At 64.7% G+C, this 13,722-nt stretch carries 11 protein-coding genes; 6 read left to right on the top strand and 5 right to left on the bottom strand.

Going from position 1 to position 13,722, the window contains the following annotated elements; all coding sequences use genetic code 11:
• The gene (locus U1769_RS05875; protein WP_332713235.1) at positions 1–1,056 is read left to right on the top strand and encodes an amidohydrolase family protein; all 1,056 of its coding nucleotides are present in this window, start codon (positions 1–3) and stop codon (positions 1,054–1,056) included.
• Entirely contained in the window at positions 1,053–2,669 is a 1,617-nt protein-coding gene (locus U1769_RS05880) for an MFS transporter (RefSeq protein WP_332713238.1), read from the top strand. Before U1769_RS05875 ends, U1769_RS05880 begins: the two co-directional genes overlap by 4 nt.
• Here U1769_RS05880 and U1769_RS05885 read toward each other — a convergent pair.
• Both U1769_RS05885 and U1769_RS05890 read right to left on the bottom strand, forming a co-directional pair.
• Complete coding sequence (locus U1769_RS05885) at positions 2,662–3,144, bottom strand: DUF3237 domain-containing protein (RefSeq protein WP_332713241.1); 483 nt, start codon at positions 3,142–3,144, stop codon at positions 2,662–2,664. The genes U1769_RS05880 and U1769_RS05885 overlap by 8 nt on opposite strands.
• Entirely contained in the window at positions 3,141–4,610 is a 1,470-nt protein-coding gene (locus tag U1769_RS05890) for a lignostilbene-alpha,beta-dioxygenase (RefSeq protein WP_332713244.1), read from the bottom strand. The genes U1769_RS05885 and U1769_RS05890 overlap by 4 nt, the downstream gene beginning before the upstream one ends.
• Before the next feature lie 24 nt (positions 4,611–4,634).
• Between U1769_RS05890 and U1769_RS05895 the strand changes: the two genes are divergently transcribed.
• On the top strand, positions 4,635–5,180 hold the full coding sequence (locus U1769_RS05895; protein WP_332713247.1) for a Saro_0803 family transcriptional regulator: 546 nt from the start codon (positions 4,635–4,637) through the stop codon (positions 5,178–5,180).
• A gap of 24 nt (positions 5,181–5,204) precedes the next feature.
• Here the strand turns inward: U1769_RS05895 and U1769_RS05900 are convergent, their stop codons facing one another.
• The 3 genes from U1769_RS05900 to U1769_RS05910 form a co-directional block, all read right to left on the bottom strand.
• Positions 5,205–6,905: an acyl-CoA dehydrogenase family protein gene (locus tag U1769_RS05900; RefSeq protein WP_332713249.1), complete on the bottom strand. Its 1,701-nt coding sequence runs from the start codon at positions 6,903–6,905 to the stop codon at positions 5,205–5,207.
• A gap of 57 nt (positions 6,906–6,962) precedes the next feature.
• The gene (locus tag U1769_RS05905) at positions 6,963–8,273 is read right to left on the bottom strand and encodes an MFS transporter (protein WP_332713252.1); all 1,311 of its coding nucleotides are present in this window, start codon (positions 8,271–8,273) and stop codon (positions 6,963–6,965) included.
• A 277-nt stretch (positions 8,274–8,550) separates the two neighbouring features.
• Positions 8,551–9,342: a CmcJ/NvfI family oxidoreductase gene (locus U1769_RS05910; RefSeq protein ID WP_332713254.1), complete on the bottom strand. Its 792-nt coding sequence runs from the start codon at positions 9,340–9,342 to the stop codon at positions 8,551–8,553.
• A gap of 260 nt (positions 9,343–9,602) precedes the next feature.
• Here U1769_RS05910 and U1769_RS05915 point away from each other — a divergent pair, with 260 nt between their 5' ends.
• From U1769_RS05915 to U1769_RS05925, 3 genes are all read left to right on the top strand, one after another.
• Positions 9,603–12,116: a TonB-dependent receptor gene (locus U1769_RS05915; protein WP_332713257.1), complete on the top strand. Its 2,514-nt coding sequence runs from the start codon at positions 9,603–9,605 to the stop codon at positions 12,114–12,116.
• 92 nt (positions 12,117–12,208) lie between these two features.
• The gene (locus U1769_RS05920) at positions 12,209–12,976 is read left to right on the top strand and encodes a glutathione S-transferase family protein (RefSeq protein ID WP_332713260.1); all 768 of its coding nucleotides are present in this window, start codon (positions 12,209–12,211) and stop codon (positions 12,974–12,976) included.
• The gene (locus tag U1769_RS05925) at positions 12,973–13,722 is read left to right on the top strand and encodes a glutathione S-transferase family protein (protein WP_332713263.1); all 750 of its coding nucleotides are present in this window, start codon (positions 12,973–12,975) and stop codon (positions 13,720–13,722) included. The genes U1769_RS05920 and U1769_RS05925 overlap by 4 nt, the downstream gene beginning before the upstream one ends.

Here is a 13,722-nt window from a genome sequence, read left to right on the forward strand (position 1 = left end):
ATGAGCCATGAACTGAAGACCGGCGGCGACCGCGGCTACAAGCGGATCGCGACCGAAGAAGCCTTTGCCACGCGCGAGCAGATCGATGCCTATCTGCGGATGGTGCGGGACGGAACCGCCGACAAGGGCATGGTCTCCTTATGGGGCTTCTACGCGACCAGCCCGTCGGAGCGCGCGACTCAGATCATCGATCGGCTGCTCGACCTTGGCGAGCAGCGCATTCGCCACATGGACGAAACCGGTATCGACGTCGCCGTGCTCGCCCTCACCGCGCCGGGCGTGCAGCCGCTGCTCGACGTGGCGGAGGCTAAAGGCATTGCGCAGCGATCTAACGATCATCTCGCCGAGCATGTCGCGCGCTATCCGGACCGCTATGTCGGCATGACCGCCGTCGCACCGCAGGACCCGGAATGGTCGGCGGCAGAAATCCGCCGATGCGGCCGCGATCTCGGGTTCAAGGGTGTGCAGATCGCCAGCCACACCCAGGGCGAATATCTCGACGATCCCAAGTTCGATCCGATCTTTCGCGCGCTGGTCGACATGGGGCAGCCGCTCTACATCCACCCGTCCACCCCGCCCGACAGCATGATCGCACCGATGCTCGAGGCGGGCCTCGACGGCGCGATCTTCGGCTTCGGGGTCGAAACCGGCATGCATCTGCTGCGGCTCATCACCAAGGGCATCTTCGATCGCTATCCCGATCTCACCATCTGCGTGGGGCATATGGGCGAGGCGCTGCCGTTCTGGCTCTACCGTATCGATTTCATGCACCAGGCCGGGATCCGCGCGCAGCGCCATGATTTCCTGAAACCGCTCAAGAAGACGATCCACGATTATCTGCGCGAGAACGTGATGATCACGACAAGCGGCATGGCGTGGGAGCCCGCGATCAAGTTCACCATGGAGGTGCTGGGCGACGAACGGGTGATGTATGCGATGGACTATCCCTATCAATACATCCCCGACGAAGTCCGCACGCATGACAACCTGTCGATCACCGACGCCGCCAAGCGCAAGTTGATGCAGACCAACGCGGAACGGGTGTTCAACCTGTGAGCGAGCGGGCGGCGATCCGTCCCGCGGCCTGGTATGCGCTGGCACTGGTTGCGGCCACGCAGATGATCAGCTTGCTCGACCGCAATATTCTCGCGATCCTGGCACCGAGCATAAAGGCAGATCTCAAGATCGGCGATGCCGAGATGGGCCTGCTCTACGGCACGGTCTTCGCATTGTTCTATGCGCTCTTCTCCTTGCCGCTCGGGCGTCTCTCCGATGGCTGGATTCGCACCCGGCTGCTGGCGATCACGATCTTCTTCTGGTCGCTGGCAACCGGGCTGGCGGCGTTTGCGAGCGGCTTCCTGCTGCTGGCGATCTCGCGCCTGGGCGTCGGCATCGGCGAAGCGGCGGCGCAGCCCGCGGGTACGAGCCTGCTCTATGATTATTTTCCGAAGCGCCGCCGCGGGCTGGTCATGGCAGTGCTCGCTGCGGCGATCGCGCTCGGGCTGGGCGGTTCGCTCGTCCTGGGTGGGTTCGCGGCCGAATGGTGGGACAGTCGCTATGCCAGGGGCGCCGCGCCGCTCGGATTTTCCGGCTGGCAGTTCGCTTTCTTCGTCGCGTCGCTGCCCGGCGTGGTCATCGCACTATTGATGTGGCGATTGCAGGAGCCGGAGCGCGGCGCGATGGAAGGCATCGTCACGCCGCGCGATCCGCATCCGTTCCTCGCCAGTTTCGGTGTGCTCGGCTCGGTGACGCCGGGGCTGCACTGGGTGGCGCTCGCGCGTCGCGGCGCGTCGCCGCGGGGGTGGGCCATCAACCTCGCCATTCTCGTGGCGATCGTCGCGGGCGCGATTTTCATGACGCGCTGGGCCGACGGTTTTTCGCCGCGCCCACCCCTGGTGCTCGGCGGCGTTCCGGTCAGCCCGCACGCGCTGCAATGGGGCGTGATCGGCTTCGGGCTGTTCGTCGTCGCGAACCTGCTCCAGTCGATGCGCCGCAGCGATCCGCCGGCCTTTGCGGTGATCGCGACCTCCCCCGCGCTTGTCCTGTGCGTGCTGGTCGGCGCGCTCCAGTCGATGATCAACTACGGCATCATGGGCTTCACGCCGTCGTTCCTGATGCGCAGCTACGGCCTGTCGCAAAGTACGACGGGGCTGCAGTTCGGCCTGCTGTCCGCCGCGCTCGGCGTAGCCGGGCCGCTGATCTCCGGGCCACTGTCCGATTGGGTGAACAGCCGCTGGCCAGGTCCCGGCCGGGTCTGGGTGACGATTGTCGCGCTTGCGCTATCCCCGCTGATCGCGATGTGGGTCTATCGGTCGCCCAGTGCCGGCGACTTCTACCTGCGTTTCACTCTGTACAGTGTGGTGCTGACGATGTGGATGCCGCCGCTGTACGCGACGATGTTCGATCTGGTGTTGCCGCGGATGCGCGGGATCACGGCGAGCACGTATATCGTGGTGACGACGATTTTCGGGCTCGGCATCGGCCCCTATGCGGTCGGGATGATCAGTGACGCGACGGGCGATCTCGGGTTGGCGATCCTGTCGATCAACTGGGTCTCGCCCGTCATCGTGGTCCTGCTCCTGATCCTCGCGGCTCGGGTGACCCGGGACGAGGGGGCGATCCTGTCGCGTGCCCGTGCCGCCGGGGAGCCGGTGCAAACGATCAGGTGACCCGCCAGACCCACAGCTTGATCGCCAGCGCATAACGCGCGCCGGCGCAGACGAAGACGCTGCGGTTGAGCCAGTCATAGCGCCCGGCGGGCGCGATGAATTCGGGGATGGTGCGGAAATAATAGTCCGCCGGATCGACGTCCTCGCCGGCGGCAAGGCGCTGCATCACTTCGGCCGGGCCGTGGCGCAGGCCGCGGTTCCGGATCTGGATCACGACGCCGTCATCCGTCTCTATCGCATAGGTCGCGTCGGCCACGGTGACGCCGTCGGGTCGAGTCACCTGCCAGTCGGCACCGCCGCCCAGCAAGTGGCCGCGGATCAGCGGGCCCTCTACGGGTCCGGAGAAAATCGGAATGATCCGACGGACGCCGTCTGGCGTGGAGCCGATCGGAATCGGCTCACCCAGCGCGCCGCCGGCGGCGTAGACGAATTCGAGGCCAGGCCGGATCGGCGCGTCGGGATCGCGCCCGGTCACGCGACCAGCCCGATCTCCTCGGCGCTGGCCCAGTTGCCATGCAGGCCGAAGCGTAGGCGGATCGGAATCCGTACCTCGGCGATCGGGCCCTTCTGAATGTCAGTGGCGTCGAACAGCAGGAGATCGGAGCGATGCTCTTCCAGGCGGTTGCAGACCATCACGATCCATCCATCACCCTCGGGCGCATCGGGTCCGCGCGGGATGAAGCAGGGCTCCTGGAGCGAGGATACCGGGCCGCACCACCATTTCTGCTCCTGCCCGGTCTCGTGATCGACCATGCCCAGGCTGTTCATGATCATGCCGGCTGCGCTGCCGCCCTTCAGTTCGACCGGCTGAGTCGGATCGATCACCAGCATCCAGCCATAGCGGTAAGGCAGGCCGGTCCGCCGTTCGTCGATGCGCGGGAATTCCCCCATCATCGTGGTCAGCCGTTCGAAGCCCTCGAACGCGTCCGAATTGGCGGCCATATCGACCGTCCAGCGCGTCAGGAAGCTCGCTGCCTCCATCGGCTTGAACGGCGCGCCATGGATGTCCGGGAAGAACGGAAACATGTTGTTCTTCGCCTCGGGCGTGTCGAAATGGATCTTCGTTCCCTCCTGAAACGCGTTCATCACATGGCTGGCGAAGCAATTGTCGCGCTTGAACCAGCGGATATCCTCCGCCGTCGCGTCCGGCCGCCGCGGCAGCACCCCGAGATAGACCGGCAAGGTCGTATCGAAGCCGAAATGCGGCAATCCCTGCTCGAGCCGTTCCCAGTTCGACGTGCTCGGCACGACATGGAACAGCGCGTAATCAGGCGTGATCGCGAAGTCGTGCATCATCGCGTAATAGGGCAGCTCGAACCATAATTCCTGCTTGAGCTCGCCCTCGGGCGAGACGACATAATAGGTCATGTCGCGGGTCAGCACGCCTTTTGCGGCATAGCCGAACGCGATCATGTCGCCGGTTTCGGGATCGATCTTCGGATGGGCAGTAAAGGTCTGACCCGTCATCGCGCCGTTGAACCAGGTATAGCCTTCGGTCTCGAGCGTCGCCGGATCCATCACCAGCGCGGGCGAATCCTCCTTCAGCGCATAGAGTTTGCCGCCATAGATGAAAGCATTGGTGTTCGCGGTGCCGCGAATCTTTCCCTTCACGCTCTCGTCGTCGGTCAACGGGTTGCGATAGGCGCCGAACAGGCCCTGGCCTGCCTCGTGCTCCAGCTTCCATTTGTCGGTCTTCGCCCAGCGCTGCTTGAAGTCGACTCGCCCGTCCTTGAAGCGGAACATCGTGATCATGCCGTCGCCATTGAACGAGATGTCGTCGCCCAGGCGCGGCGCGAACTGCGGATCGGGCTGGACACGGTAGAATGCGCCGTCGAGCTCCGGCGGAATCGCGCCTTTCACATCCAGATCGGCGATATCCGCCTCGATCCGCGAAGGCGTGTTGAAGCCGGTGAACGCCGGCGTGTCGGGGAAATGCGCCACGGCCAATCCTCTCGTCTTTTGTTATTGGCCGACATTGTATGCGACACGAACAATTTTTCAAGCCAAGGCATTGACGCTCCAGCTCATGCCGCCCAAACTGTTACTATGAATTACCTGCATCAGCAGAAACGGCCAAAGGTCGTCGAGGAAGAGGATATCGGTGGAATCGACGAGATCGTCGGTTTCCATATCCGCCTCGCACACGGTGCAGTGTATCGCCATTTTACCGAGACCTTCTCCGACCTGGACCTGACGCAGAAACAGGTGTCGGTGCTGTGGCTGATCGACGACCATCCGGAGATTGCCCAGGCGGATATCGGCAGGCGGCTCCAGATGGATCGCGCGACCGTGATGGCGATGGTCAATCGTCTGCAGCAACGCGGTTTTGTTGAGCGCAATGCGTCAACGATCGACCGGCGGCGCCAGACCCTGCACATGACGGAAGCAGGCCATGCCGCGTTGCTCGCGGCGCGCGCGTGCATTCTCGATCATGAGCAGTGGCTCACCAGCCGGTTCAGTCAGGCCGAAACCGCCCTGCTGGTCGAATTGCTGCGCCGGATCCACGAATAGCGACTCCCGGCGCGAGCGCCGCGGTCAGTCGAGATAGTCGCCGATCGCCTCGAGCCGCGCGCTTCCCAATGTCGCAAGGCGCGCCTCCACCTCGGCGCGGGGTTCCAGCTCGGCCAGGAAGAAACGCGCGGCGGCCCTGATCCGGCGGCCGACGGCATCGTCCCCGGCATGCGTGATCAGGCGCGTCGCGATCCAGCCGCCGACCGCCAGTCCGCACAGATCGAGAAAGGCCGTCGCCCCGCTTTCCGCGTCGCGCGTCCGGCCGTGCCAGCCCGAAAGAACCTGCGCGACTTCTTCAAGCCGGTTCAGCACTGCGCGTAGCGGTGCACCATCCTCGCCGTCCGGCACGTCGGCCCGGGCCAGCGCGATGAAGCGCTTGATGCCTTCGCCGCGTTCACGCCACAGCCGCCGGTGGAGCAGGTCGATCGCCTGGATACCGGTCGTGCCTTCGAACACCGCGAACACGCGGGCGTCGCGCAGCCGGCGCTCGACTGGCCACTCCTTCGTGTAGCCGGCCCCGCCCAGCACTTGCAGCGCTTCGCTCGCGACGTCGAAAGCGAGCCGGGCCGAATGGTCCTTGGCGATCGGCAGCAGGAACTGGGCGAGCGCCAGCCAGCCGGCGCGCGCCTCGTCATCGGTGCAGCGCTCGCCAAGGTCCATCACGACGGCCGCAGCGAGCGCGATGCCGCGGGCGATCTCCACCCGGCCGGCCATCCGCAGCAGCTGGCGCTGGACGTCGGCATGGGCAGTGATCGACACTGGTGGAGCGGCCGGGTCGCCACCCTGGCGCCGATCCCGCGCGTAGCCGATCGCGGTCGCCAGCGCGGCCTCCGCCACGCCGACACCCTGTGGAGCGCAGGACAGGCGCATCAGCAACATCATGTGGAACAGGGTCTGCAGCCCGCGGCCTTCCTCGCCGATCAGCGTCGCCTCGGCTCCGTCGAAGCCCATCACGCAGGTCGGCGAGCCGTGCAGACCCAGTTTCTCTTCAATCCGGCGGACATGGACGCCGTTCGGCGCCCCGTCGTCGCGCGCATTGGGCACCAGGAACAGGCTGAGCCCGCGCACGCCGATCGCGTCAGAACTCCGGGCAAGCATGCAATGGCCGATCCGCGCCGCGAGATCATGGTCGCCGTAGGAGATCCAGCATTTCTCGCCGTTGACCCGCCAGATGCCGTCCTCTCCACGGCTCGCCCGGGTACGAATGCGGCCGACGTCCGATCCCGCATCCGGCTCGGAAATGCAGATCGTTGCAGTCCATTTGCCCGACAGGAGCTGCGGCACCCATGCCGCCCGAGTCGCGGCGTCCGCGACATTCTCGAGCATGGCAGCCGCGGTACGGTTGGGAGTGGCCAGCATCGTGAAGGCGGGCGAAGCGTGGTTGAACAACTCTTCGCAGGCGGTCAGCAGGGCAAGCGGCAGGCCTTGTCCGCCGGCTGCCTCGGGCAAGGCCAGAGTGAGCCACCCGTCGTCGGCGAACCGGCGCCACGCCGCCCGGTGGCCATCCGCCGTCACGACCCGGCCGTCGCGCACGCTGGCACCCTGGCGGTCGAGCGCTGCGTCCACCGGATCGATCACGCCTTCAGCGAACCGTGCCGCCTGTTCGACGATCGCCGCCCAGATATCGGGGTCTACGCTGCCCGGCGCCTCGGCTTCGAGCGCATCGAGGAACGGTGCGATCTCCAGCTGGCGAACGAGCGCCTCGGCCTGTCTGCGATACGGCATCAGGCGGCGTGCCTGGGCATGGTCGTTTTCCGTGGGTGGTTGGACATGTGAGTGCGGCTATTTCGCGCCGTCGAAGCGTAGCTTCACGCCGGCAAGCGCGAAGGCGGCAACCAGCGATCCCAGAGCGAGCGCGATAGCCACGCCGGCGAGCGGTAGCCCGGCCTGGAACAGGAACCCGGCGAGGATCGGCGACAGCGCGGCCCCGCCTCGCCCGACGCCGATCGCGAAACCCGTGCCGGTCGCGCGGACATGCGTTGGGAAGGCGCGGGCGAAGATCGTGTAGAGCCCGACCAGCGCGCTGTTGGTGAAGAGCCCCGAGGCGCAGGCCAGCGCCGCCAGCCCACCATAGGAGCGCACGCCCGCCGCGCCGAACATCGCGACCATGACCGAGGACATGGCGAGCACCACGACCGTCATCGGCTTCAGCTGGAAACGTTGCGCCAGCAGCCCGAAGATCGCGCCGCCGACCGCACCGCCGACATTCGCCCAGACCAGCACGCCGGCCGCCTGCCCCGCCGGATAGCCGAAATCGGCGACGATCTTGGGCACCCATTTCAGGATGAAGTAGAAGCTCAATATGTGCGCGAAATAGGCAAAGGTCAGCAGCACGGTGATGCGCAGCAGGCCCGGCTTGAGAATATCCGCGATCGATCCGCCTTCCTCCTCGGCCGTCGGCACCGGAAGTGCATCGACCGGGCCGTGGCCCATCCGCGCCAGCGTGCGGTTGACCTTGGCGAGTGCTCCCGCTGGGCGCCGCGACACCAGGAACTGCACCGGCTCCGGCACGAGGAACCAGACCAGCGGGATGAAACAGGCGGTCACGATCGCGCCGAAATCGAACACCGCGCGCCAGTCGCCATTCTTGAGCAGCACGGCGGCGATCGTGCCCCCGGCTACGGCGCCGATCGGATAGCCGATCACCATGATCGCCAGCGCCAGGTTGCGGCGCCTGATATTGGCATATTCGGCGGTGACGGCGTTGATCGCCGCGATCATCCCGCCAATGCCGAGGCCGGTCAGCACGCGCCAGCAGGACAGCGCGACGATCCCGCCCGCGTGCGGCACCATGAACATGCCGATCACCATCACCAGGAGGCAGCCGAGAATGGTCGAGCGGCGCCCGATGCGATCGGCGACCCCACCGAGCACGACCGATCCGAGCGCCATGCCGATCAGTTCCATCGACAGCACGATGCCGAGCGCGGCGCGGTCGATCCCCCATTCGGCGGCGATGCCGGGGGCGGCGAAGCTGATCGAAAGCACATCGAACCCATCGAGCGCGTTCAGCCCGAAGGCCACGCCCACCGCGGCGATCTGTAACGCGCTCATCGGCGCCTCTTCAACGATGGTGCGCGGATCGCGTGTCATGCTGCTTCTCCCCGTTCCGACCCTATCGGCGCCGAACGTCGTTTCACAGTCGGAACCGTCCGCGCATTCGAAAAGATGGGCGCCGCTGTGGTCAGCTCACGCGAATATGCTTCTGACACCGCTAATTCCCTGAAAATCTGTATGCAAAGCCTACGAATATCTCTCGCCTCGGCGCATGCCTTTGTCACGCCGGAAGCGAAGCTTGTCGCCCGGCGCAGTGATTCGACTCATGTTCGGTTTATGCCCGCTTCGTTCCCGATATGCTCAGCGCCCTGGTCTAGAACCAATAGGCGATCGCACGCATCTCGATCGAAGCGCGGGGTGGAACGTCGGAAGGGCAATCGGGATCGTCGAACGCAACGTGTGGCACGCAATGCGCCCGTGCCAGATCGCTATCGTTGGTCTTGAATATGATCACTTCGTCGGAGCTGAGATCGCTGAACCAGTGCCAGCGATGGCCGGGAGAATGGGCGACCACCAGTCCCTCGAAGGACCACACGTCCACCCCGTCACGGTCGAACACCGCGTCGGCCGCGATCAGATCTTCCGGGGCGATGCTGCGCGCGTCGCACAGGGCAAGCGGTACATCCTGCGGCGGGGCGGATAGCGCACGCCAGATATTATAATGCGCGACGCGGCGCGGCGTGCGGCCCTGCTCCGGTAGCGACCGCACGGCGAAGTCGGCGGCGGTCCTGTCCGAGATATCGACATGCGCAAAGCGCGCGGGCCGCGAATTGTCCAGCGCGCCGGACAAGGTCGATCGCTCGGCGAAACGCCGCACGCCAGCGCCCGTAACGACGATCGCATCCGCGCCGGTAACATTGCCAAGTAGCGCTTCGATCTCGTCCGGATGGATGCGCGCGACCTCGCCCGCATCGCCGAAATCGGCGACGTCGCTGTGATGCCCCACAAGCTGAAATCCCTCCTGATCGAGCAGGGCGCCACGGTCGCGGGAATCGTCGATGGTCATCGGTCGTGGATCCAGCAACACGGTGTCCCGACTCGAATCGTTGGCGAAATAGGCCATCCGTTTCGGGTCGCGCAGCACATAGTTAATCATGGCCTGCATCATGCGATCCTTTCCTGTAGATCGGCGGACTTGCGCAACCGTATCCTTGCGATACACTTGATGCCCGGCTTGGCCACGCCGCGCAAGCGCCATGCAATGCCGTGGTGTCGCTTTCCTGCAACGTTCGAAGACTTCGTATTCGGGCATCTTGCCAGCCGGGAAATTGTATGCCTTACTAACAATCGACGCTCATCAGGGCGTTGCGGCCGGTCGCGTTCCAATCAGGGGCGGACCGAGCCAGATTCAGGAGAGGATCTCAGATGCACGACATCGATCGTTTGCACTTCAAGCGACTGTTTCTCGCTTCGGCCTCGGCCTCGGCGATGTTCGTCGCCAGCCCGGCGATTGCACAGGGCGCCGCCCCACAAGCCGCCCCCGCCGGAACGCCACAATCGACTCCCGAGCAGGTAGCGGACGCCGATCTGTCGGCCCAGGATATCGTGGTCACCGCGCAGTTCCGCGAACAGCGGCTGCAGGACACGCCGATCTCCATCACTGCAGTCAACGCAGCGCAGCTCGAGGCGCGCAGTCAGACCAACCTTGCCCAGGTCGCGGACGCTGCGCCGAACGTATCGCTAAGGCCGCAAGGTGCGTCGTTCGGCCCGTCCATCAGCGCATCGATCCGCGGCGTTGGCCAGAATGATTTCAACCCGGCCTATGAACCTGGTGTCGGTATCTATATCGACGATGTCTATTATCCGCAGCTGACCGGCGCCGTATTTGATCTGCTGGACGTCGACCGCGTCGAGATCCTGCGCGGCCCTCAGGGCACGCTCGCCGGCCGCAACTCCGAAGGCGGCGCGATCAAGCTCTATTCGCGCAAACCGACCGGCGAAAATGGCGGCTTTGTCGAGGCCAGCTATGGTGCGCGTAATCGCATCGGCCTGCGCGGCGCGGCCGATTTCAAGTTCACCGACACGCTGTTCGGCCGCGTCTCCGGCGTGTTCAAGCAGCAGGAAGGTTTCATCGACCGAGTCGATTACGGCTGCGCCAATCCGGGAAGCGGCGTTGCCACGACGCGTTCCGCGGGCAATTGCACGATTAGCAAGCTCGGCGGCGTAGGCTATCAGGCCATCCGCGGCATCCTGCGCTGGCAGCCGAACGACCAGCTCGAGGTCAACATCATCGGCGATTATACGCATGACGAGCACACGATCGCGGGCGAAGTGCTGCTGGAGACCTCGACCATCAACACGTCGAACGTCAACGCAGCGCCCGGCGTGCCTTATGACAATCGCTTCATCTGCGGGCGCCGCTGCAACTACATCACCACGGGTCAGCCGGCGGCGGTCTGGACGACGCCGATCCCCGGAGATCCTTTCGGCGCCACCGGGACCCAGCTCGCTGCCACCTCAGGCAATGATCGCAGCCTTTATGATGGCTGGGGCGTATCGGGGCAGATCAATTATCAGGTGAACGACATGTTATCGGTCACCTCGATCTCTGGCTACCGAGCGTTCGATACGAAGTTTGACAGCGATGACGATCTGTCGCCGGCCAATATCGGCTTCGGATCGAACCATCTCAAGAACTGGAGCTTCAGCCAGGAGCTGCGGGCCAGCGCCAAGATCGGCGAAACGATCAACCTCACGCTCGGCGGTTACTATTTTAAGCAGGAGTCGGTCTATGATTCGCTCCAGGATATCCGCTACGTACCGGTTTATCCGCTGCAGTTCCGCCAGCCCGATCCCACCAATGCCGAGGCCAAGGCGGTATTCGCCCACGCCTCATGGGAGCCGATTCACAATCTGACGCTGAGCGGCGGTCTGCGCTACACCAGCGAATCGAAGGATCAGACCTATTATCGTCTGAACCTCGACGGCACGATCAACCGCTTCGTCGACCCGGTCGGTGCCGCCTATGGCGCTGGTTATGTCGGTCCCGACCCGCTGAACATCGTTCCGGGTACGGGAGATGTGAAGGCATTGACTGGCCTGACGGCGCATTATCAGGCCAAGCGCTGGGATTATCGCGCTGCGGTGGATTATCGCCTGTCCGATGCCCTGCTGGTCTACGGGACCTTCTCGACCGGCTTCAAGGGCGGCGGCAGCAATCCGCGCCCTTTCAACTCGGACCAGGTCATCGCCTTCGAGCCCGAACAGCTGACTGCTTATGAGATTGGATTCAAGAGCGACTTCTTCGGCCGCAAGGTTCGGTTGAATGTCTCCGCCTTCCTCAACGACTATAAGGATATCCAGATCCCGGTCAGTACCTGTCCGGGTGCGCCGTGCGCCGCGCGTCTCAATGCTGGTGACGGCCGGGTGAAAGGCTTCGAAGCTGAACTGACCGCTTTCCCGGTCCCGGGCCTCACGGTCGATGCTTCGGTCAGCTATCTCGACTTCAATTATATCGCGTCGAGCCTGAACCCCGCTGCGAGCTTTCCGACCAACCCGGGCGGTGTCTCCCCCAACGATCCGCCCGTGGTGCCGCCATGGAAGGTCAGTCTCGGGGCGCAATACAAGATCGATCTGGGCAGTGCGGGCAGCCTGACGCCGCGCGTCGACCTCAACTATCAGGACAAGCAATATACCGGGCCGACCTACATCGCGCCGGTTCGCACCCTGAACTACATTCCGTCGTTCCTGCTGACCAATGCCCGCCTGACCTGGCAGAACGAGGACCGGGATCTCGACGTGTCGCTCGAGGTCACCAACGTCACCAACAAATATTATTATCTGTCGATCTTCGATCTGCGCGGTGCCGGGGCTGGCTTCCGCAAGGGTCGCCCGGGTACGCCGCGGGAATGGGCGCTCTCGGTCAAGAAGAAGTTCTGACACCCGCCTCCGGGGTGACGACCGCCATGCGGTCGTCACCCCTCCATCTCGCCGGACACCGTCACCGCTGCCTTCAAGGAGCCCGTCCTCGCATGACTGATGTCACGCTCTACCACTGGGAGCCCAACGCCAATTCGGGCAAGCCGATGCTGGCGCTGATGGAAAAGGGCGTGGCGTTCGACAGCCATTATCTCGACCTTCTCAATTTCGACCAGCACAAGCCGGAATATCTCGCGGTGAATCCGCTCGGCACCATCCCGGCGATGACTCATGGCAGCCGCGTGCTGACAGAATCGACCGCGATCATGGAATATGTCGACGAGGCATTCGAAGGGCCACGGCTTATGCCTGAAGATCCGGTCGACCAGTGGCGCGCCCGCTGGTGGATGAAGTTCATGGACCAGTGGCTTGGCCCGAGCTTCTCGATGATCGGCTGGAGCGTTTTCATCGGCCCGTCGGTACGGCAGAAAGACCCGGCCGAACTTGACGCGGCGATCGAGCGAATTCCGATGCCGGAGCGCCGAGTCGCGTGGCGCAAGGCGATCGGCGGCAGCTTTTCGGACGAGGAGATGGCGGAATCGCGCCGCCGGGTCGAACTCGGCATCACCTTTCTCGAAGAAGCGCTCGGCCGGCGCCAATGGCTGGCCTCGGACAGCTACAGCCTCGCCGACATCAATGGCTTCAATCTCGCCTATGCACTGCCGTTGTCGCAGCCGACGCTGTCGAACGACAGCCTGACCCCCAACATCATGCGCTGGCTCCGCACCATCTATGCGCGCCCCGCGACCAAGGCGTGCTGGGCATTGGGCCGGACCGACATGGCGAAGCGGGTGACGATCCTGGAAAGCGAACCGGCATGACGACCATCCTTTATCACGGCGAGCCGAACGGGCCCTCGTTGACTGTCCTTGCCGCTGCCTTCGAGAAAGCCGTGGACGTAACGCTGGAGCGGATCGATCTGGCCGTGGGCGAACGCCATTCGGAGCGGGTGCCGCATGCCTTCGAGGTCGATCAGTCGATCGAGGGCGAAGGCCCTGTGCTCGTGGTCGATGGCGTCGCGATGACGGACAGCGTCTTCCTCGCCTGCTATCTCGACGATGTCGGGAGCGGCCCGCCGCTGCGGCCCGCCGATCCCTATCAGCGATGGGAGACGATGGCCTGGTGCCGCTACGTCATCGAACGCGTCGCGCCGGCCGCCTCCTATCTCGGGCTCGAGCAGACGCCGCCCGCGCTGGTGCCGGACGCCATCGTCAGTGTCGATCTCGCCGGGCGCTGGCGTGACGCCCAGGCCGGCCGTTTCGACGACGCCAAGCTCGCCGACAGTCGCGCCAAGATTGCCCAGGCGACCGACAAGGTGGAGCAGCAACTCGCCGATGGCCGCGACTGGCTGATGGGGCCGTTCGGCATTGCCGATCTCGAAACCTATGCGTGGCTCGCCGGGATGCGCGAGTTGCTTCCCGATGCCTTTACCGGCAAGCCCCGTCTCGCGGCATGGCTCGCACGGGTCGCGACCCGTCCTTCGGTCGCCCGGGCCCTGTCGCTGGCGCGCAGCGACGCTCCCGAGAAGGTCTGGGCGCCCGGCCCCGAAATCAACCGCTGGGGCTGA

Origin of the sequence: Parasphingomonas zepuensis, assembly GCF_036663735.1 — a bacterium.
Taxonomy (GTDB): Bacteria; Pseudomonadota; Alphaproteobacteria; order Sphingomonadales; family Sphingomonadaceae; genus Sphingomonas.